Origin of the sequence: Sphingobium naphthae, from assembly GCF_043589935.1 — a bacterium.
Taxonomy (GTDB): Bacteria; Pseudomonadota; Alphaproteobacteria; order Sphingomonadales; family Sphingomonadaceae; genus Sphingobium; species Sphingobium naphthae_A.
On sequence record NZ_CP171454.1, the window covers coordinates 1,107,612 to 1,125,977 of the forward strand.

Annotated in this window: 22 protein-coding genes; 8 read left to right on the forward strand and 14 right to left on the reverse strand. The window is 66.4% G+C overall.

Annotated features, from left to right (window positions below):
- Positions 1-33: 33 nt before the first annotated feature.
- From rplS to ACGGKE_RS05430, 9 genes are all read right to left on the reverse strand, one after another.
- Positions 34-402 carry a 50S ribosomal protein L19 gene (gene rplS, locus ACGGKE_RS05390; RefSeq protein WP_228165955.1) on the reverse strand — a complete coding sequence of 123 codons (369 nt, stop codon included), beginning with the start codon at positions 400-402 and terminating at the stop codon, positions 34-36.
- Positions 403-409: 7 nt separating this feature from the next.
- On the reverse strand, positions 410-1,147 hold the full coding sequence (trmD, locus tag ACGGKE_RS05395; RefSeq protein ID WP_394440723.1) for a tRNA (guanosine(37)-N1)-methyltransferase TrmD: 738 nt from the start codon (positions 1,145-1,147) through the stop codon (positions 410-412).
- Positions 1,144-1,467, reverse strand: coding sequence for a hypothetical protein (locus ACGGKE_RS05400; protein ID WP_394440725.1), 324 nt, complete (start codon positions 1,465-1,467; stop codon positions 1,144-1,146). The genes trmD and ACGGKE_RS05400 overlap by 4 nt, the downstream gene beginning before the upstream one ends.
- Positions 1,464-1,745 (reverse strand): hypothetical protein, encoded by a 282-nt coding sequence (locus ACGGKE_RS05405; RefSeq protein ID WP_394440727.1) that lies wholly within the window; start codon positions 1,743-1,745, stop codon positions 1,464-1,466. Before ACGGKE_RS05405 ends, ACGGKE_RS05400 begins: the two co-directional genes overlap by 4 nt.
- Positions 1,746-1,906: 161 nt before the next feature.
- Positions 1,907-2,386, reverse strand: coding sequence for a ribosome maturation factor RimM (rimM, locus tag ACGGKE_RS05410; RefSeq protein ID WP_394440729.1), 480 nt, complete (start codon positions 2,384-2,386; stop codon positions 1,907-1,909).
- A gap of 5 nt (positions 2,387-2,391) precedes the next feature.
- The gene (rpsP, locus tag ACGGKE_RS05415; protein ID WP_394440731.1) at positions 2,392-2,841 is read right to left on the reverse strand and encodes a 30S ribosomal protein S16; all 450 of its coding nucleotides are present in this window, start codon (positions 2,839-2,841) and stop codon (positions 2,392-2,394) included.
- 41 nt (positions 2,842-2,882) lie between these two features.
- On the reverse strand, positions 2,883-4,325 hold the full coding sequence (ffh, locus tag ACGGKE_RS05420) for a signal recognition particle protein (protein ID WP_394440733.1): 1,443 nt from the start codon (positions 4,323-4,325) through the stop codon (positions 2,883-2,885).
- Positions 4,326-4,609: 284 nt separating this feature from the next.
- Positions 4,610-5,128 carry a 2'-5' RNA ligase family protein gene (locus tag ACGGKE_RS05425; RefSeq protein ID WP_394440735.1) on the reverse strand — a complete coding sequence of 173 codons (519 nt, stop codon included), beginning with the start codon at positions 5,126-5,128 and terminating at the stop codon, positions 4,610-4,612.
- Complete coding sequence (locus tag ACGGKE_RS05430; RefSeq protein WP_394440737.1) at positions 5,125-5,664, reverse strand: peroxiredoxin; 540 nt, start codon at positions 5,662-5,664, stop codon at positions 5,125-5,127. Before ACGGKE_RS05430 ends, ACGGKE_RS05425 begins: the two co-directional genes overlap by 4 nt.
- A gap of 109 nt (positions 5,665-5,773) precedes the next feature.
- On the opposite strand from ACGGKE_RS05430, the gene ACGGKE_RS05435 reads away from it, so the two are divergent.
- Positions 5,774-6,196 (forward strand): sugar transporter, encoded by a 423-nt coding sequence (locus tag ACGGKE_RS05435; RefSeq protein WP_394440739.1) that lies wholly within the window; start codon positions 5,774-5,776, stop codon positions 6,194-6,196.
- Positions 6,197-6,870: 674 nt separating this feature from the next.
- Complete coding sequence (locus tag ACGGKE_RS05440; protein ID WP_394440741.1) at positions 6,871-7,230, forward strand: hypothetical protein; 360 nt, start codon at positions 6,871-6,873, stop codon at positions 7,228-7,230.
- A 105-nt stretch (positions 7,231-7,335) separates the two neighbouring features.
- On the opposite strand, the gene mltG is transcribed toward ACGGKE_RS05440, so the two are convergent.
- The 3 genes from mltG to ACGGKE_RS05455 form a co-directional block, all read right to left on the reverse strand.
- A complete protein-coding gene (mltG, locus tag ACGGKE_RS05445) occupies positions 7,336-8,334 on the reverse strand; it encodes an endolytic transglycosylase MltG (protein ID WP_394440744.1) in 999 nt (332 codons plus the stop codon).
- A 132-nt stretch (positions 8,335-8,466) separates the two neighbouring features.
- Positions 8,467-9,726, reverse strand: coding sequence for a beta-ketoacyl-ACP synthase II (gene fabF, locus ACGGKE_RS05450; protein WP_228167052.1), 1,260 nt, complete (start codon positions 9,724-9,726; stop codon positions 8,467-8,469).
- Positions 9,727-9,904: 178 nt separating this feature from the next.
- Positions 9,905-10,138, reverse strand: coding sequence for an acyl carrier protein (locus ACGGKE_RS05455; protein ID WP_007689016.1), 234 nt, complete (start codon positions 10,136-10,138; stop codon positions 9,905-9,907).
- 207 nt (positions 10,139-10,345) lie between these two features.
- Here ACGGKE_RS05455 and ACGGKE_RS05460 point away from each other — a divergent pair, with 207 nt between their 5' ends.
- The gene (locus tag ACGGKE_RS05460; RefSeq protein WP_394440748.1) at positions 10,346-11,521 is read left to right on the forward strand and encodes a glycosyltransferase family 87 protein; all 1,176 of its coding nucleotides are present in this window, start codon (positions 10,346-10,348) and stop codon (positions 11,519-11,521) included.
- On the opposite strand, the gene ACGGKE_RS05465 is transcribed toward ACGGKE_RS05460, so the two are convergent.
- Positions 11,509-11,979, reverse strand: coding sequence for a hypothetical protein (locus ACGGKE_RS05465; protein ID WP_394440750.1), 471 nt, complete (start codon positions 11,977-11,979; stop codon positions 11,509-11,511). The two genes, ACGGKE_RS05460 and ACGGKE_RS05465, sit on opposite strands and share 13 nt — an antisense overlap.
- Before the next feature lie 122 nt (positions 11,980-12,101).
- Here ACGGKE_RS05465 and ACGGKE_RS05470 point away from each other — a divergent pair, with 122 nt between their 5' ends.
- The 5 genes from ACGGKE_RS05470 to ACGGKE_RS05490 all read left to right on the forward strand — a co-directional run bounded on the left by ACGGKE_RS05470 (position 12,102) and on the right by ACGGKE_RS05490 (position 17,146).
- Positions 12,102-12,758 (forward strand): TetR family transcriptional regulator C-terminal domain-containing protein, encoded by a 657-nt coding sequence (locus ACGGKE_RS05470; RefSeq protein ID WP_394440752.1) that lies wholly within the window; start codon positions 12,102-12,104, stop codon positions 12,756-12,758.
- A gap of 108 nt (positions 12,759-12,866) precedes the next feature.
- On the forward strand, positions 12,867-13,430 hold the full coding sequence (gene ahpC, locus ACGGKE_RS05475; RefSeq protein ID WP_394440754.1) for an alkyl hydroperoxide reductase subunit C: 564 nt from the start codon (positions 12,867-12,869) through the stop codon (positions 13,428-13,430).
- 191 nt (positions 13,431-13,621) lie between these two features.
- On the forward strand, positions 13,622-15,202 hold the full coding sequence (gene ahpF / locus ACGGKE_RS05480) for an alkyl hydroperoxide reductase subunit F (protein WP_394440756.1): 1,581 nt from the start codon (positions 13,622-13,624) through the stop codon (positions 15,200-15,202).
- 244 nt (positions 15,203-15,446) lie between these two features.
- The gene (locus tag ACGGKE_RS05485; RefSeq protein ID WP_394440758.1) at positions 15,447-16,592 is read left to right on the forward strand and encodes a JmjC domain-containing protein; all 1,146 of its coding nucleotides are present in this window, start codon (positions 15,447-15,449) and stop codon (positions 16,590-16,592) included.
- A 5-nt stretch (positions 16,593-16,597) separates the two neighbouring features.
- Complete coding sequence (locus ACGGKE_RS05490) at positions 16,598-17,146, forward strand: pseudouridine synthase (protein ID WP_394440760.1); 549 nt, start codon at positions 16,598-16,600, stop codon at positions 17,144-17,146.
- Between the two features lie 33 nt (positions 17,147-17,179).
- Here the strand turns inward: ACGGKE_RS05490 and ACGGKE_RS05495 are convergent, their stop codons facing one another.
- Complete coding sequence (locus ACGGKE_RS05495; RefSeq protein ID WP_394440762.1) at positions 17,180-18,283, reverse strand: anhydro-N-acetylmuramic acid kinase; 1,104 nt, start codon at positions 18,281-18,283, stop codon at positions 17,180-17,182.
- Positions 18,284-18,366: the final 83 nt, after the last annotated feature.

The window sequence follows — 18,366 nt, forward strand, 5'->3', positions numbered from 1 at the left end:
CTTTTTACAACTGTCAAGAATTGATTTCGCGGATCAATCCTCGCTGCGGGTGTCGCGACGCTCGGCGATACGCGCACGCTTGCCGGTGCGGCCACGCAGATAATAGAGCTTGGCGCGACGCACGACGCCGCGGCGGACGACCGTGATCGAATCGATGTTGGGCGAATAGAGCGGGAATACGCGCTCCACGCCTTCGCCGAACGAAATCTTGCGCACGGTGAAGTTGGAACCCATGCCTTTGTTCGAGCGGGCGATGCAGACGCCTTCATAATTCTGGACGCGGCTGCGGTCGCCTTCCTTGACCTTCACGCCGACGCGCAGCGTGTCGCCGGGGCGGAAGTCGGGAATATCCTTGGCGAGGGCGGCGATGCTTTCCGCCTCGATCTGCTGGATGATGTTCATGTCAAACTCAGTCCTTGGTCGTTCGTCGCGCACCAGAGGGCGGCTGGTCCCGAACGCCGATATGGCGTTCCCAAAGGTCCGGCCGCCTTAGCCGTGTGTCCTCTTCCGCCCTTTGTTTCCGCCAGGCGGCGATCTTCGCATGATCCCCCGATCGCAACACTTCAGGGATCGCGCGCCCCTCCCATTCCACCGGGCGGGTATAATGCGGATATTCGAGCAACCCCGTTTCAAAGGATTCCTCGACTCCGCTGGAAGCCGCGCCCATTACACCGGGAAGCAGCCGCACGCAAGCGTCGAGCAGCAGCAGCGCGGCCATTTCCCCGCCCGACAGGATGATGTCGCCCATGCTGATCTGCTCGATCGGGCGCGCGTCGAAAATCCGCTCGTCAAATCCCTCGAACCGGCCGCACAGGATCGTCGCGCCCGGCCCTGCGGCAAGGTCGCGGACGCGCGCCTGGGTGATCGGCGCGCCGCGCGGGGTCATCGCCAGCACGGGGAGGTCAGGCCGCCGCGCCAGCGCATGGTCGACCGCCTGGCCCAGAATGTCGGCGCGCAGCACCATGCCCGCGCCGCCGCCGGCCGGCGTGTCGTCCACCGTGCGATGCCTGTCCGACGCGAAGTCGCGGATGTGGATGGGGTCGCACGCCCATTTTCCCTCGCTCAGCGCCCGCCCGGCGAGTGAGACGCCCAATGGCCCGGGAAACATCTCCGGATAGAGCGTCAGGATCTGCGCCGTGAAGCTCATCCGCGCCGCTTCCTGACGATGGCATAGGCGATGATGGCGGCAGTCAGATACAGCAGGACCGCGCAGATCGCCAGCATCGCGGCCGCCACGGACGCGATGCCGCAGGCGTCCACGCCGCACGCCTCTTTCGAAGCCGTCGCGACCCGCAGCAGGATGAGGGCGGACGCCAGCAAGGCGAGAGCGGGAACGGGCAAGGGCGACAGCAGCGCGATGCGCGCGATGCTCCAGTTCGGCCTGGACACGGCTAGCCAAAAGGCCGCCAGCGCCGCCGGCAGCAGCGTGGCGGCGGCGAAGACCAGCAGATAGCCGACGTCCGTCATCCGCGCCGCCTGGCCCGCAACCGCGCGGCGGAAAAGCCGCCGGCCAAGCAGGCCATGCCGCAGACGAGCAGCGTGATCACAAGCTGGACCAGCAGTCCCGACCAGGCGTCGCGCCGCATCAGGCCCGGCAGGATGAACAGCAGCGGCATCGGCGCCACCAGCAGGAAGGCGGTCGCGAGCTTGACGACGCAACGCCAGCCCACGACCCACAGCCGCCACCCCGCCGCGAGCAGGAACAGCAGATAGAAGGCCAGAACGATATGCTGCAGGACGGGCATGAAGCCGCGCTTAGGCCAAGCCGGGCGCAGCGTCCAGCATCGTGCGCGTCAGGGTTGCCGGGCGGGCGGCGTCAGGTCCGGGATCTGCGCGCCTGGCGTGGGCGCAAGCAACAGCGGGCCGTGCACCCGCGCCCGGCTCCCGCAGATAGGATCTGAAGAGGCTATTCCGCGAAAGCCGCGTCGATAATCGCCCCGCCGTCGCCCAGCGTCACGGCCTGCATCGTCACCATGAAGCGCTTGCCGTTCGGTCGCTCGACCTCGATGATGTCGCCCGCGCCGAAATTCTCGACCGCGACGATCGCACCCAGCGCCTCGCCCGTGCTGGACGTGCAAGGCAGGCCGATCAGGTCGACGTGATAATATTCCCCCTCCGCCAGCGGCGGCAGAGCGGATCGAGGCACCGTCAGTTCCGTGCCGCGCAGCGCTTCCGCGGCGCCGCGATCGCCGATTTCGGCGAAGCGGGCGACCGCGCCATTGGGGCCGGGGCGCACCGACTGCAATGTCAGCATGCGCCCCGCGGCCGTGAAGCCGCCATAGCCCTTCAGAGTGTCCGGCCCTTCGCCGAACAGCTTCAGGCGGACTTCGCCCGTCACTCCATGCGCGCCGATGATCACGGCCAGAGTGACGGGCTTGTCGGTCAAGTCGCTCAGCCCTCGGCCTGCTCGGCAGCAGCGTCCTCGGCGGGCGCGGCTTCCTCGGCGGGGGTTGCGGCCGGCGCGTTGGCGGCTTCTTCAGCAGCCTTGCGGGCTTCTTCGGCCTCGGCGGCCTTGGCGGCGCGATCTTCGGCGCGATCCTTGGCCTTCTGGCCCGGTTCGGCCTTCTTCGGGTTGTTGCGCGCAGCGCGCTCCTTCACGCCGGCCGCGTCCAGGAAGCGGGCGACGCGATCGGTCGGCTGCGCGCCGGCGGCGACCCAGTGCTTGGCGCGGTCGATGTCGAGCACGACGCGCTTCTCGTCGCCCTTGGGCAGGACGGGGTTGTAGCTGCCGATGCGCTCGATGAACTTGCCGTCACGCGGCGCGCGGCTGTCGGCCACGACGATGCGATAATAAGGGCGCTTCTTGGAGCCGCCGCGCGACAGACGGATGGAGGTTGCCATATAACTTGCCTTTCTACTCTAATCTAATCTGTTGAAACTGCTTATTTCTTCATGAAATTCTGAAAGCCGGGCGGCAGGTTGGGCGCACCCAGGCCCGGCAGGCCCTGCGGCGGCGCGCCACCGCCGCCCAACATGCCGTCCAGCCCGCCACCGCCGAACATCTTGGCCAGCCCCTTGAGGCCGCCCATCTTCTTGATCTTCTTCATCGCGGTTTCCATTTCCTGATGCATCTTCAGGAGCCGGTTGACCTCCTGCACCGTGGTGCCGGAACCCTTGGCGATGCGGATCTTGCGCTTGGCGTTGATGATCGCCGGGCGCTCGCGCTCCTTGGGCGTCATCGAACCGATCATCGCGTCGAGGTGGATCAGCGTCTTGTCGTTGGCGCCGCTGTTGGCCATAGCCGCCTGCGCCTTCTTGAGGCCCGGCAGCATGCCCGCCAGTGCGCCAAGCCCGCCCATGCGGCGCATCTGGTTGAGCTGCGCGCGCAGGTCGTTCATGTCGAACTGACCCTTGGCCATCTTCTTGGCCAGCTTGTCGGCTTCCTCGGCGTCGATCGTCTCGGCGGCCTTTTCCACCAGCGACACGACGTCGCCCATGCCCAGGATGCGCTGGGCGACGCGCGAGGGGTGGAAAGGCTCGATCGCGTCCAGTTTCTCGCCCGTGCCCGCAAACTTGATCGGGCGGCCGGTCACTGCGCGCATCGACAGCGCCGCGCCGCCGCGCGCATCGCCGTCCATGCGCGTTAGCACCACGCCGGTCAGCGGCACCTGGGCGGTGAAGCTGGTCGCGACATTGACCGCGTCCTGGCCGGTCAGCGAATCGACGACCAGCAGGATTTCGGCGGGCGTGGCGACATCGGCCACCGCCTTCATCTCGTCCATCAGCGCCTGATCGACATGCAGGCGACCGGCGGTGTCGAGCATGACGACGTCGAAGCCCTGCAGCTTCGCCGCCTGCAGCGCGCGCTTGGCGATGTCGACCGGCTGCTGGCCCGCGATGATCGGCAGCGTCGCGACTTCGGCCTGGGTGCCAAGCACCGCCAGCTGTTCCTGCGCCGCCGGGCGCTGGACGTCGAGCGACGCCATCAGCACCTTCTTGCGGTCCTTTTCCTTCAGCCGCTTGGCGATCTTGGCGGTGGAGGTGGTCTTGCCTGACCCCTGCAGGCCGACCATCATGATGACGGCGGGTGGGGTCACGTCGATCATCAGGTCGCTGGTTTCCGCGCCCAGCACGTCGGTCAGCGTGTCGGACACGATCTTGACGACCATCTGCCCCGGCGTGACCGATCGCAGCACGTCGCTGCCCACCGCCCGCTCGGTCGCCTGGTCGACGAACTGACGCACGACGGGCAGCGCCACGTCGGCCTCCAGCAACGCGATCCGCACCTCACGCATCGCGGCGCGGACATCGTCCTCCGTCAGCGCACCGCGCCCACGCAGCTTGTCGAAGACCCCACTTAAGCGATCGCTGAGCGAATCGAACATCAACACCTCATCCGGGCCGGAGCCCTTGAAAAACTCTGCATCACCCCTCAAACGACAAAATCGCCGGCGGGCGAAACCTCGCCGGCCAGCGTCCATCCGATGCCCCTCTTGGGCGTCCTGGAGTCGTCAAAGTCGAACAGCGAGCCGTCCGATGCGTGCCGCCCCTTAGGGCAAAATTGAGCGGTCGGCAAGCGGCACATGGCGCTGCCGCAGATCGGCAGGCCACATTCGGGTTGAGCGACCCTCGCAGATGGTCAGGCGCAGATGGTCAGGCGACGCGGGCGCTACCCCCGAAACATCGCCGTCATCGCCGGCTCCCACGGGCCGCCGCGATAATGCCAGGCGGCGAGGCCCGCAATCGCCAGGGGGCGCGGGCGAAAGTCGCGGCGCAGCGCCAGCGCCAGCGCTTTCGCCGTATTGGGCGCGACCTTGTTCTGGACGGTGATGTGCAACCGCGGGCGGGCTTGGTCCTGCGGCGTCAGCAGGCCCGCAAAGGCGTCCGCCAGTTCCTCGCGCAGCGCCATCAGCGCCGGGCTTTCGACGCGCAGCACCACCCCCCGCCCCAACAATATCACTTCGGTCAGGCGCGCGGGCGGCGGCGGCCCGGCGCACAGCCGCTTCAGCCGCGCCGCCACCTCGTCCAGCAGCGATGGCGGCAGATGGTGGAACAAGGTGATATGCGCCGACAGCCAGTTGCGCTCCGGCGGGAAATGCGCGCGGCGCAGCCCGTCGGCCCAGGCGAAGTCCGCCGCGCCCATCAGCGCCGTGACGATGATCGGCGCGGGCGCGGCGGCGGCGCTCATTCGCGCGGATTGTCATTCAGCCAAGCCAGCACCGACTCCGGGCTCGTCTCGCCATAAGGGTCGTCATCCTCGCCGGCATCGTTGATCCCCGGCTCCTCGAACCAGGCGACGATCCGGCCGTCGTCCACCACCATCGCATAGCGCCAGCTGCGCTCGCCGAAACCCAGATGGTCCTTCTTGACCAGCATCCCCATGCGCCGCGTGAAGGCGCCCGATCCGTCAGGCAGCAGCTTGACCGACCGGATCCCCAAATGCTTGCCCCACTGGTACATGACGAAGGCGTCGTTGACCGACACGCAGTAGATGTCATCTGCGCCCGCCGCCTTCAACGCGTCACTCGATCGTTCGAAGGCGGGGCATTGTTCGGTCGAACAGGTCGGCGTGAAGGCGCCGGGCAGCGAAAACACCACCGCGCGCTTGCCCGCGAACAGGTCGGCGGTGCGCACATCCTGCCAGCGAAAGGGGTTGGGCCCTTCAACGCTGTCGTCGCGGACCCGGGTCTTGAGCGTCACGTCGGGTATGGATCGTCCCAGCATAGGCATAGTCTCCTGGCAGACGCGCCGCTATCGCGCGGGCGCTTTTGGGTATAGAATCGGCAATGAACCGGCGGCAATGGATGCCGGTCAAGAGGGGGTAACACGCATCATGCCTACGTCCCGTTCCCTGACCATCATCGGAATCATCCTGTTGCTCTGGAATTTGATGGGGGTGATGGCCTTCGTCACGCAACATGGCATGGACCTTGATCAACTCGCCCGCACCGATCCCGCCACCGCTCGCACCTTCGCGGCCATGCCGCCCTGGCTGTGGATCGTCTATGGGATCGCGGTCGGCGCAGGCGTGCTGGGCGCAATCCTGCTGCTGATGCGCCGGGCGCTCGCCGCCACGCTGTTCCTCGTCTCGCTGATCGCGGTGCTGGTGCAGTTCGGCTACACACTGGGCATGACCGACCTCATCGCGCATAAAGGCCTGATGGTCGCCGCCGGCTTCCCCGCCTTCATCATCCTGGTCGCCATCGTCCAGCTGATCTACACCCGCTCCATGGTGGCGAAAGGCGCGCTGCGCTGAGGCTGAGAGCGTCGGTCGGACCGGCATCGGCTGCATTGCCGAACGGGTGGAAACAAGACATTCTATATCCCTCTCCCTTGAGGGTCGGCCAGAGTCGCGCCTCTGGCCGAGGCTGCGCTAACTTGGCAGCTTGCTGCCTTAGTCGTAGCTGGGTAAAGGGGCGGCAACCTCGCGGGAATAGTTCGGTATCGCCAGTACCCCTCATCCAACTCCGCCTAGCCGCTATGCGGCAAGGCTTCGTATCCTTCTCCCTCAAGGGGAAGGAATGTCCTACATTGACCGAAATCGAACCTTCGGAACTGCGCGCGCGGCATGGACAGGTTCGGTCGGTCTGCGCACACCCAACAACAGCAGCCGGCTTCATCCTCCCCTGGCAGGGGAGTATAGCTGAAAACCACCCTCTCGTCATTCTCGCGAAGGCGGGAATCCAACTCTCCACCGGGTTCCTCGCAGAAATTTCGAGTGTTCGGGTTTGGACCATTTATGGTCGTACGCATCATCAGTTGCTTAACTCGAAAGCCTACGTTGCCGCACGATCCGTTTTCCGGCTAAACGGGTTTGCCAACTTTACAGGGTTGGTAGCGTGTCGGAGCAGCAATCCTCGCTGGCAGGTGAAGGCGCTAGCACGATCTTCTGCTGCTGGTATCACCAGCCGTAGCGTGAGTTGAACACCTATGCTGATCTTTGCCGTTGCCCTGCTACTCGCCGATGATGCTGCAACGGACTTTCCTGAAAAGTTGCCCGGCCTAACTGAAGCGTGCCTGGAAGATGCGGTGGCGGCGGGAGAAGTGACTGACACAGACGATAGCCACAAATATATTTGCACTGGTGACACGGCCGCTCAGCTTTGGACATTTCTCGAAAGCGCAGATGTCCGTCCTTACGAGCAAGACACCCCCTCGGGCCGCTGGCTTAGCCGGGAGTTCCCGCTTGGGGGCTGCTTCAAGCGGACGCGGCTGCCTGATGGAGAACAGGCTAGCACCGGCTTATCCTGCACAATCTGGGTGCCGCGCCCAGTTCCTGACAAACCATAACCACGATTTTTCTCGTCCGACTAAGAGGCGACTGTCGCCGTTACGCCCCTATCCACACACCCCCGAATCCACGCCCCCCACGAGCCTCAAACCGCCCGCCCGGCCCTATAATTCCCCCCGCGCCCGGCGAATCTCGAACCATTTGCGCACATTCGCATTATGCTGCTGCAAGGTGTCGGCGAAGATATGGCCGCCCTTGCCATCGGCGACGAAATAAAGCGCCTTGGTCTCGGCGGGATGCAGCACCGCCACGATCGACAGCCGCCCGGGATTGGCGATCGGCCCCTTGGGCAGGCCGGTCATCGCATAGGTGTTATAGTCGTTGACCGCCGCGATCTCGGACTTGCGGATGCGGCGGCCCAGCGGCTTGCCGCGCGTGATGGGATAGATGATCGTCGGGTCTGCCTGCAGCATCATGTTCGCGCGCAGCCGGTTGGCATAGACGCCCGCCACCATCGGCCGCTCCCTGGCGACGGCGGTTTCCTTCTCCACGATGCTGGCGAGGATGATCGCTTCGCGCGGGGTCTTGACCACCAGGTTGGGCGCGCGTTCGGCCCACAGCTTCGCCAGCAGCTTCGTCATCGCGTCCTGCATGCGCTTCAGCACCGCGGCGCGCGGCTCGCCCTTGTCGAAGGCATAGCTGTCGGGCAGCACGCTGCCTTCCTCGGGCACCGGGATGTCGCCGGTCAGCTGGTCGTTCGCCATCAGCCGCTCATGCACCAGGATCGACGGCATGCCTTCGGGAATGGTGATCAGCCGCGTCAGCGTCTTGCCGCCCTGCAGGATCGCCAATATGTCCTGGTTGCTCGCCTTGGCCGGGATGACGAACTCGCCCGCCTTGATCGGCGTCGATCCGCCGAACAGCTTGGCGCGCGTCAGGAAGGCGTCGGCGGATCGCACCGCGCCTGCCTGTTTCAGCAGCACCGCCGCGTCGGACAGGCTGGCGCCCTCGGGCACGACGATGCTGATCTCCTTGCCCGCCGGCCCGTCCTCGCTCCACCCGGCCACGAAGCGGAAGGCGATGAAGGCGGCGACGATCGCGCCGATCAGCAGGATGCCGCAGCCAAAGCGGCGTGTCGGGCTAGGGCGGGATCGTCTTGCCATGGGTGTCCGTCCGTCCCGCTCCTGTTAACGCATCCCCCTGCAAGCCGGTGGTGGAGGGGCGTCGCCCTGAGCATCGCGCCCCCTCCGTCCGGCCTTCGGCCAGCCACCTCCCCGTCCAGGGGAGGCTATGCGTCAGATCGCCTTCATGATCAGCGACGCGTTGGTGCCGCCAAAGCCGAAGCTGTTGTTCAGCACCGCGCGCACCTTGCGCTCCTTGGCGACGTGCGGGACCAGGTCCACGCCCTTGCAGCTCTCGCTCGGCTCGTCGAGGTTGAGCGTCGGCGGCACGATCTGGTCGCGCATGGCCAGGATGCAGAAAATGCTCTCCACCGCGCCCGCGCCGCCCAGCAGGTGGCCGATCGCCGACTTGGTGGACGACATCGACATGGACGACAGATGGTCGCCGAACAGCCGCTTGACCGCGCCCAGCTCCAGCTCGTCGCCCAGCGGCGTCGATGTGCCATGCGCGTTCACATAGTCGATATCCTCGAGCGACAAGCCCGACTTTTTGAGCGCCATTTCCATCGACCGGTATCCGCCGCTGCCCTCGGGATGCGGGGCGGTGACATGATAGGCGTCGCCCGACAGGCCATAGCCGATTACTTCGGCGTAGATTTTCGCGCCGCGCGCCTTGGCCCGCTCATATTCCTCCAGCACGACCACGCCCGCGCCTTCGCCCATGACGAAGCCGTCGCGGTTGACGTCATAGGGGCGGCTGGCCTTTTCGGGCGTGTCGTTAAAGCCGGTCGACAGCGCGCGCGCCTGGGCGAAGCCCGCGATGCCGATCGGGCAGATCGCGCTTTCCGCGCCGCCCGCCAGCATCACGTCGGCATCGTCCATCGCGATCATGCGCGCGGCGTCGCCGATCGAATGGGCGCCGGTCGAACAAGCGGTGACGACGGCGTGATTGGGGCCCATCAGGCCATATTTGATCGAGACCTGGCCGGAAATGAGGTTGATCAGGCGCCCATGGACGAAGTGCGGCGACACGCGGCCCGGCCCCTTGTTCGCCAGCACCAGCGATTCGCTTTCGATGCCCGGCAGCCCGCCGATGCCCGACCCGATCGAGCAGCCGGCGCGCAGCCGCTCCTCTTCGGTCATAGTGTCTAGGCCCGCGTCGCGCAGCGCTTCGCTGGCGGCGGAAATGCCGTAGACGATGAAGGGGTCGACCTGGCGCTGGATCTTGTGATCGACGTCCAGGCTGGCGTCATAGCCATATTCGTGATCGGCCGGCTTCACCTCGCAGGCGATGCGGCACTTGTAATCGGTCGCGTCGAAGCGCGTGATCGTGGCCGCGCCCGATTTCGACGCGATGATGTTCTTCCAGCTGGTTTCGACATTCCCGCCCAGCGGGCTCACCATGCCAAGGCCGGTTACGACGACACGACGCATATCCTAGCTCCGAAATTCTTATGGACCTTATGCCGCCCATGTAGCCACCAAAAGCGCGCTTGTGAACGGCGCGCCAGATATGAAAAGGCTCCCCACGCACCGGAAAACCGGACAGGAGGAGCCGTCTCTTGTGCGTCAGCGCGGCCCTTCCCTGGCAGGATCGGGCCGGACGGACAGCTTACTGCTTGCTGTCGATATAATCGATCGCGTCCTTGACGGTGGCGATCTTCTCGGCAGCATCGTCGGGGATTTCGACGCCGAATTCTTCCTCGAACGCCATCACCAGCTCGACGATGTCAAGGCTGTCAGCGCCCAGATCGTCGATGAAGCTGGCATCCTCGGTCACCTTTTCGGCTTCGACGCCCAGATGCTCGACGACGATTTTCTTTACGCGATCCGCGGTCTCACTCATGAGAGGTCCTTCTTGACAGGTATCGTTGGTGGTCTGTGAACAACCGTTAAGGCAATGCCCTAGAGCCAAGCCCCGATAGAGGCAAGAGGCAAGGCAGCCAAGCCCCTTCGTTGCGACGCAGCGGCGATCCTGTGCGGCAAGCCGCTAAAATCGCATGGCTAAGCGCGGCTTTACCGAAATTTCAGCTGCTTCTGCCAGGCTTTGCCAATGACCGTTCTCGCCCCGACCGACCGCCTGGTGACCCGCCCCCGGATGCGGGTCGCGGCCGTTGCGATGATCGCCGCGATGCTGGCGGGCCTCGTCTACCTGGTGGCGACCGCCCATGGCACCGTGGATTCGCTCGGCCGGCCGATCGGCACCGACTTTTCCAACGTCTGGACCGCGGGCTGGATGGCGAACCATGGCGACGCGCCGCGCGCTTGGGATTGGCCCAGCCATCATGCCGTGCAGGCGTGGCTGCATGGCGATCCGCACATTCCCTTCTATGGCTGGCATTATCCCCCGCCCTTCCTGATCGTCGCCAGCCTGCTCGCCCGCCTGCCCTATGTCGCAGCGCTCCTGGTCTGGCAGGGGCTGACCTTTGCCCTGGCGCTGATGCTCGTCCGGCGCGTCCTCCCCGCCGATCGCGACGCGCTGATCGCGGCGGCGGGCGCGCCGGTCGTGCTCATTTGCCTGGGCCATGGGCAGAACGCCTTCCTGACCGCCAGCCTGCTGGGCGGGGGCATGATGCTGCTCGACCGGCGCCCCTGGATCGCGGGCATGCTACTGGGCGCGCTGGTCTACAAGCCGCAATTTGCGGTGCTGATCCCGGTTCTGCTGCTGGTCCGTGGCGAAGGCCGCGCCTTCCTCGCCGCCGGGCTCACCGTCACGGCCCTGTGCCTCCTCACCCTGGCGCTGTGGGGCTGGCCGGTGTGGCAGGCCTTCGTCGAGTCCCTGCCGCTCACGCGCCATGTCGTGATCGAAGCGGGCGCGACCGGCTGGCACAAGATCCAGAGCCCCTTCGCCACGGTCCGCCAATGGGACGGGCCGATCCCGCTCGCTTATGGCGTGCAGGCGCTAGTCACCGCACTCGCCATCGGCGCCGCCGCGCTCAGCGCCGCGCTGCTCTGCACCCCCTATGTGCTCGATTATGACCATGTGTTGCTGGGCGTTGCCATCGCCTTCCTGTTCGCCGACATGCAGGCGCGCGGGGTGATGCGCTGGGAGCCGAGTTGGCTCGCCTTCGCCTGGCTTGCGCCGCTGTTCGGGCGCGCGGCGTCGCAATGGGCGCATCTGCCCGTCAACCTCATCGCCGCCATCGCGCTGCTGGCGCTGGCGGCGCGGCGCGCGGCGCTGCTGGACGCCGCCTTCGCCCGGCCGCTATGCGCGCCTCAGCGGCAATAGCCTTCCTGCCCCGGCACGACGATCAGGCAATTCTCCTTCTCCGCCAGCCATTTGAAGCCCGTCTCCGCGCCCGTCCCCGGCCGGATCGACAGGTCCTTGCCGTCGCGCACGAAGCGGATCGTCGATCCTTCGGCGATCCCGCTATAATCGCCCTGCCGGTCAAGATTATCCTTGTTGCTGATCGCATAATGGCCGCGCTCGCCATCGGGCGAGGGCTGGATGTCGAGGAAAAGCCCCTCCGGCCCGGTCCAGCGCCCGACCCAGTCGTCGGTCGGCGACCGGTCGGCGGGCGCCTCGCCCGCGCCCAGCGCATCGGGCTCCGCGATATTCTCGATTGTCGTCTCCGGGGCGATCGCCGTCGCCTGGTTGCCGGCATTGGCTTCGTCCGCCTGCTTGGCGCAGCCGCTCGCCAGCAGCGCCGCGGCGGCCCAGGGGAAGAAAGGAAGGCGCATCATCATCTCCTCGTCTTGCCTCCCGCCATCGAACCGATGGCGGCGCGGTTCGATCCCTTCCCGCTCCTCCCATGGCTTGCCACGGCCGCCCGGCGCGCCCAAAGACGCAGCGTCGAAAGGAACAGGCGATGACCGATCAGGCGGGGACGAGGACCAGGGCGCGCTTCGTGCGCGAAAGCGCCGATGTCAGGCGACAGGCGCTGATCGACGCCACTGCCCGCTGTTTGGCCGAGCGCGGCGTCGGCGGCACCTCGGTCCGCGCCATCTGTGCCCGCGCCGGTGTCTCGTCGGGGCTCCTCACGCATTATTTCGCCGGCGTCGATGCGCTGATCCTCGCCACCTATGTCGATGTGGGGGCCAAGGTGTCGGCAGCGCTAGACGCCGCCATCGCCGCGGCGGGCGCCGATCCGCGCGACCGGCTGCGCGCCTGCCTCCAGGCCAATCTGCGCCCGCCGGTGCTGAACCCGGACCTTCTCGCCACCTGGATCGCCTTCTGGAGCCTGGTCAAGTCCGACCCCGCCATCGCCGCCGTCCATGCCGACGTCTACCGCGGCACCCGCACCCAGCTGGAGGCTCTGCTCGGCGACGCCGCGCCCGGACTTTCGCGCGCGCAACGCCGCATTGCAGCGATCAGCCTGACGGCTCTTGTCGACGGTCTGTGGCTCGAACTCTGCCTCGATCGCTCCACTTTCTCACCCGAAGAAGCGCAGGCCATGGCGGAATCGGCCATTCTTCAATGCCTTGAAGCCAAAGACGATCCGTTCGATCAATCAGATCGGCGGTGATCGCTTTTCTCACTTAAGCCGTCCGATAAAACCAATTTCCATCGAATCGGCGCCGTCCCTACATGTGCCTTCGCAACTGCAACACTTATTGCGAGGTAAGGACAGCCCATGGCTCTCATCAACACCCCCCTGCAGCCGTTCACGGCCACCGCTTACAAGGAAGGCAAGTTTGTCGACGTCACTGACGCCGACGTGAAGGGCAAGTGGGCGGTCTTCTTCTTCTATCCCGCCGACTTCACCTTTGTCTGCCCGACCGAGCTGGAAGACCTGGCCGACATCTACCCGACCCTCCAGGGCATGGACGTGGAAGTCTATTCGGTCTCGACCGACACCCATTTCTGCCACAAGGCCTGGCACGACACCTCGCCGGCGATCGGCAAGATCAACTATTACATGCTCGGCGACCAGAACCACCAGCTGTCGAACATGTTCGGCGTGCTGCGTGAAGGCGTGGGCCTGGCCGACCGCGGCACCTTCGTTCTCGATCCCGAAGGCGTCATCCAGCTGGTCGAAATCACCCCCGAGGGCGTGGGTCGCAACGCGGCCGAACTGCTCCGCAAGGTGAAGGCGCTCCAGTATTGGGCCGCGCATCCGGGCGAAGTCTGCCCCGCCAAGTGGGAAGAAGGCGCCGAAACGCTCGCTCCCTCGCTCGACCTCGTCGGCAAGATCTAAGCGCCCACGCGCTTCTGCAGGACCGCCGGTTTCCCGCGCATCGCGGGAACCGGGCGGGACCCTCGCATGATAATCCAGAACATCGCACCATTTTTCCGGGGTCTTTGGGTCGCACCATCCCCGGACGGGCCGTCGCACCCTCCCTCTCCCCCTTGCGGCGGCCCGCCTTCTTTCAACGGAGCCAGACAGATATGTTGGACGCGAACCTCAAGGGACAGCTGAAAAGCTATCTGGCGAACATCACCCAGCCGATCGAGCTGGTGGCGTCGCTGGATGAAGGCGCAAAGTCCCGTGAACTGAACGAATTGCTGAACGAGATCGCGGCCCTGTCCGACAAGGTGTCGGTTGCGACCGGCGATGCCGCGCGCAAGCCCAGCTTCATGATCCGCCGCGTCGGCACCGACATCGGCGTGACCTTCGCTGGCATTCCCATGGGGCATGAATTCACCTCGCTGGTGCTCGCCCTGCTTCAGGTCGGCGGCCACCCGTCGAAGGCGGCGCAGGACCTGATCGACCAGGTGAAGGGCATCGACGGCGACTATGCCTTCGAAACCTATTTCTCTCTGTCCTGCCAGAATTGCCCCGACGTGGTGCAGGCGCTCAACCTGATGAGCGTGCTAAACCCGCGGATCAGCCATGTCGCGATCGACGGCGGCCTGTTCAAGGACGAGGTTGAGGCGCGCAAGATCATGGCCGTGCCCACCATTTTCCTCAATGGCGAACCCTTCGGCCAGGGCCGGATGGAGCTGGAACAGATCGTCGCCAAGATCGACAGCGGCGCCGAAGCCCGCGCTGCCGAGAAGATCAAGGCCCAGGACCCGTTCGAAGTGCTGGTGATCGGCGGCGGCCCCGCCGGTGCTGCGGCCGCCATCTATTCGGCGCGCAAGGGCATCCGCACCGGCGTCGCGGCCGAACGCTTCGGCGGCCAAGTGCTCGACACCATGGACATCGAGAATTTCATCTCGGTCAGCCGCACCGAAGGCCCCAAGCTCGCTTCCGCGCTCGAAGCCCATGTGAAGGATTATGACGTCGAGATCATGAACCTTCAGAAGGCGGCGAAGCTGGTTCCGGCCAAGCAGGAAGGCGGCTATCATGAAGTCGTGCTGGAAAATGGCGCCTCGCTGAAGGGCCGCACCATCATCCTGTCGACCGGCGCTCGCTGGCGCCAGATGGGCGTGCCGGGCGAGGACGACTATCGCAACAAGGGCGTCGCCTACTGCCCGCATTGCGATGGCCCGCTGTTCAAGGGCAAGCGCGTCGCGGTGATCGGCGGCGGCAACAGCGGCGTCGAAGCGGCGATCGACCTTGCCGGCATCGTCGCCCATGTGACGCTGATCGAATATGACAGCCAGCTGCGCGCCGACGCCGTGCTCCAGCGCAAACTCGCCAGCCTGCCCAACGTCAAGATCATCACATCGGCGATGACGACGCAGGTCAACGGCAATGGCGAAAAGGTGACGGGCCTGTCCTACAAGGACCGCAACCACGGCACCGAACATGATGTCGAACTGGAAGGCATTTTCGTCCAGATCGGCCTCGTGCCCAACACCGAATGGCTCAAGGACACGATCGCGCTCAGCCCCCGCGGCGAAATCGAGATCGACGTGCGCGGCGAAACCAGCCAGCCCGGCATCTTCGCCGCGGGGGACTGCACCACCGTGCCCTACAAGCAGATCGTCATCGCCATGGGCGCCGGCTCCACCGCCGCCCTCTCCGCCTTCGACTATCTGATCCGCCTGCCCGCCGCCGAGGAAACGGCGCAGGCAGCATAGCGCCAAACCCCGGAGCGGGGCAGCAGGGCGGCCGGTCCACGACGGACCGGCCGCCCTTTTTGATAGCGGAAATCCTTTCGGGCTGAGCTTGCCGAAACCCCCGCTCCTCCCACCAAGAACCGTTCGGGCTGAGCCTGTCGAAGCCCCCTTCTTCCTTTCTGCCCCTCCGCCGGCCGCCATCTCTTTGACAGCGCGCCCGCCCACAGGCAAAGCCGCATCGCCCCCTCCCGTCCCGCGAGTATCCATGCAGCTCCCCGATTTCGACGCCGACCGCTTCCTGCGGGACCATTGGCAGAAGCAGCCGCTGCTGATCCGCAACCCGTGGCGCGCCTGGCGCAATCCGATCGAGCCCGACGAACTGGCCGGCCTCGCCTGTGAAGAAGGGATCGAATCGCGCCTCGTCATCCAGAGCGGCGACAGCTGGGCGCTCGAACATGGCCCCTTTGCGGAGGATCGCTTCGCCACCCTTGGCGCGTCCCCCTGGACCCTGCTGGTGCAGGCGGTCGATCATCATGCGCCCGATGTCGCGGCGCTGCTGGCTCCCTTCCGCTTCATCCCCGACTGGCGGATCGACGATGTGATGGTCAGCTACGCCACGGACGGCGGCGGCGTCGGCCCGCATTTCGACCAATATGACGTCTTCCTGATCCAGGGGCTGGGCCAGCGCCGCTGGCGCGTCGGCCCGCGCTGCGCGTCCGACACGCCGCTGCGCCCCCATGCCGACCTGCGCCTGCTGCCCGATTTTCAGGCGACGGGCGAATGGGTGCTGGATCCCGGCGACATTCTCTATGTGCCGCCGGGCTTTGCTCATGATGGCGTGGCTGTCGGCGATGATTGCATGACCTATTCGGTCGGCTTTCGCGCCCCCGCCCGGCCCGACCTGCTGGTCGAATGGGCGGACCATTGCACCGCGCAGATGCCCGATGACGCGCTTTATGCCGATCCCGACTTGCGCCCGGCCGCCCATCCCGGCGAGATCGCGCCGGCGGCCATCGACCGGCTGCACGCCATGACGATCGACGCGCTCCAGGATCGCGACGCCTTCGCCGCCTGGTTCGGCCAGCATGTGACGACGCCCAAATATGCCGATGCCGACTGGCGCCCCGATTCGCCCTTCTCGGCCGCGGACATCGGCGCCTTGCTGGCGGAGGGAGCGACGCTGCTGCGCAACCCCGCCAGCCGCATCGCCTTCCTGCGCAAGGGCGAGGACCTGCTGCTCTTTGCCGATGGCGCCGCCTTTCCCTGCGCCGCCGATGTCGCCGCGCTCGCCGAGCGGCTGAGCGCGCAGGACCATCTTGTGCTCGCCCCCGCCATGGCCCCCGGCGCCGACCTGCTCGCCGCCCTGCTGAACCAGGGCAGCCTGCTGCTCGAGGAACCGGACGAGGACTGATCGCGATGGCCCGCCTCCTCCTCTTCAACAAACCCTATGACGTGCTGTCGCAATTCACCGACCGCAGCATCGGCGCGGACCGGCGCACCCTGTCCGACTATATCGACGTGCCGCGCGTCTATCCCGCCGGCCGGCTTGACCGCGACAGCGAAGGGCTGTTGCTCTTGACCGACGACGGGCGGCTGCAGGCGCGCATCGCCCATCCCCGCTTCAAGACGCCAAAAACCTATCTGGTCCAGGTGGAAGGCGATGTGCAGCCGGAGGCGCTGGCGCGTCTGGCGGCGGGCGTGACGCTGAACGATGGCCCGACCCTGCCCGCGCGGGCGGAGCGGATCGACGATCCCGCGCTCTGGCCGCGCGATCCGCCGGTCCGCTTCCGCAAGACCGTGCCCGATTGCTGGATCAGCCTCACCATCCGCGAAGGCCGCAACCGCCAGGTCCGCCGCATGACCGCCGCCGTCGGCCACCCAACGCTCCGCCTCATACGCTGGCGCATCGGCGACTGGTCGCTCGACGGCCTGGCGCCGGCCACATGGCGCGAAATCGGGGTCTGACGGCATCCTCGCAACGGCTTGAACGGTCAGTCGCTACGGTCGGAACAACACGCCCCCCGTCAGCGGCTCGGGCGCGCCGGTGGTGCCCGGGAAGCTGATCGGCAGGCCCTTCAGGTGGCGCACCGCCATATAGGCGAAACCCTGGGCCTCCAGTGCGTCGCCGTCCCAGCCGAGCGCGTCGACGTCCAGCACCTCCACGCCCGTGCGCGCCGCGATCATCGCCATCAGCGTAGCATTGTGCCGGCCGCCGCCTGCGACATGGATCTGGCGCGGCGTCTGCGGCACATGCGTCAGCGCGCGCGCCACCGCAGCGGCGGTGAACGCGGTCAAGGTCGCCGCGCCATCCTCAAGCGTCAGCCCCTGCACCGCCGCAATGCTGAACGCCTCCCGATCGATGCTCTTTGGCGGGGCGAGATCGAACCAGGGATCGGCCATCATCGCCGCCAGCCGCGCCTCATCCACTTGCCCCCGCGCCGCGCAGGCGCCGCCGGCATCGAACGGCGCGCGCCCATGCGTCTGCATCCAATTGTCGATCAGGCCGCTTGCCATGCCGGTGTCGAAGGCGATCAGCCCGTCGTCCGATCCGATGAAGGTGATATTGGCGACCCCGCCCAGGTTGAGGATCGCCGCAGGCTTGTCCAGCCCGGCCGCCAGCGCGCGGTGATAGACCGGCAGCAGCGGCGCACCCTGCCCGCCCGCCGCGACATCGGCGCTGCGCAGGTCGCCCACGACCGCAATGCCGAACGCCCCCGCCAGCGCGGCGCCGTCGCCGATCTGCCAGGTCCAGCCGCGATCGGGCCGGTGCGCGACCGTGTGGCCGTGAAAGCCGATCACTCCGACATCCTCGGCGATATGCCCGCTGCGGCCCAGCAGGTCCGCCACCGCCTGCACATGATATTCGGTCAGCTCCACCTCGACCGCGGCGATCAGCGGCTCGAAGCCCGGCCGCTCCATCGCCATTGCCCGCTGGCACGCCTCGGCCAGGCGCAGGCGAAAGCCATCCTCATAGGCCATGGCGTGGAACTCCACCGCCGCGACCGCGCCTTCGCCATCGGTCTCGATCAGCGCGGCGTCAATGCCGTCGCGCGAAGTGCCGGACATCAGGCCGATGGCGAGCGTGGCTTGGGGGTTGTCCATGAAAATCCGTTCCAGCTGGGCCTATCGATGCCGCTTCATAGGAAGAAGCGGGGCCCTTCGACAAGCGCGCGAGCCGGACTGTC

Bases quoted from the DNA above. Each gene is read 5' to 3' on its own strand.
- rplS (WP_228165955.1), bottom strand. From the start codon at position 402: ATGAACATCATCCAGCAGATCGAGGCGGAAAGCATCGCCGCCCTCGCC.
- trmD (WP_394440723.1), bottom strand. From the start codon at position 1,147: ATGAGCTTCACGGCGCAGATCCTGACGCTCTATCCGGAGATGTTTCCC.
- ACGGKE_RS05400 (WP_394440725.1), bottom strand. From the start codon at position 1,467: ATGACGGACGTCGGCTATCTGCTGGTCTTCGCCGCCGCCACGCTGCTG.
- ACGGKE_RS05405 (WP_394440727.1), bottom strand. From the start codon at position 1,745: ATGCCCGTCCTGCAGCATATCGTTCTGGCCTTCTATCTGCTGTTCCTG.
- rpsP (WP_394440731.1), bottom strand. From the start codon at position 2,841: ATGGCAACCTCCATCCGTCTGTCGCGCGGCGGCTCCAAGAAGCGCCCT.
- ffh (WP_394440733.1), bottom strand. From the start codon at position 4,325: ATGTTCGATTCGCTCAGCGATCGCTTAAGTGGGGTCTTCGACAAGCTG.
- ACGGKE_RS05425 (WP_394440735.1), bottom strand. From the start codon at position 5,128: ATGAGCGCCGCCGCCGCGCCCGCGCCGATCATCGTCACGGCGCTGATG.
- ACGGKE_RS05430 (WP_394440737.1), bottom strand. From the start codon at position 5,664: ATGCTGGGACGATCCATACCCGACGTGACGCTCAAGACCCGGGTCCGC.
- ACGGKE_RS05435 (WP_394440739.1), top strand. From the start codon at position 5,774: ATGCCTACGTCCCGTTCCCTGACCATCATCGGAATCATCCTGTTGCTC.
- ACGGKE_RS05440 (WP_394440741.1), top strand. From the start codon at position 6,871: ATGCTGATCTTTGCCGTTGCCCTGCTACTCGCCGATGATGCTGCAACG.
- mltG (WP_394440744.1), bottom strand. From the start codon at position 8,334: ATGGCAAGACGATCCCGCCCTAGCCCGACACGCCGCTTTGGCTGCGGC.
- fabF (WP_228167052.1), bottom strand. From the start codon at position 9,726: ATGCGTCGTGTCGTCGTAACCGGCCTTGGCATGGTGAGCCCGCTGGGC.
- ACGGKE_RS05455 (WP_007689016.1), bottom strand. From the start codon at position 10,138: ATGAGTGAGACCGCGGATCGCGTAAAGAAAATCGTCGTCGAGCATCTG.
- ACGGKE_RS05460 (WP_394440748.1), top strand. From the start codon at position 10,346: ATGACCGTTCTCGCCCCGACCGACCGCCTGGTGACCCGCCCCCGGATG.
- ACGGKE_RS05465 (WP_394440750.1), bottom strand. From the start codon at position 11,979: ATGATGATGCGCCTTCCTTTCTTCCCCTGGGCCGCCGCGGCGCTGCTG.
- ACGGKE_RS05470 (WP_394440752.1), top strand. From the start codon at position 12,102: ATGACCGATCAGGCGGGGACGAGGACCAGGGCGCGCTTCGTGCGCGAA.
- ahpC (WP_394440754.1), top strand. From the start codon at position 12,867: ATGGCTCTCATCAACACCCCCCTGCAGCCGTTCACGGCCACCGCTTAC.
- ahpF (WP_394440756.1), top strand. From the start codon at position 13,622: ATGTTGGACGCGAACCTCAAGGGACAGCTGAAAAGCTATCTGGCGAAC.
- ACGGKE_RS05485 (WP_394440758.1), top strand. From the start codon at position 15,447: ATGCAGCTCCCCGATTTCGACGCCGACCGCTTCCTGCGGGACCATTGG.
- ACGGKE_RS05490 (WP_394440760.1), top strand. From the start codon at position 16,598: ATGGCCCGCCTCCTCCTCTTCAACAAACCCTATGACGTGCTGTCGCAA.
- ACGGKE_RS05495 (WP_394440762.1), bottom strand. From the start codon at position 18,283: ATGGACAACCCCCAAGCCACGCTCGCCATCGGCCTGATGTCCGGCACT.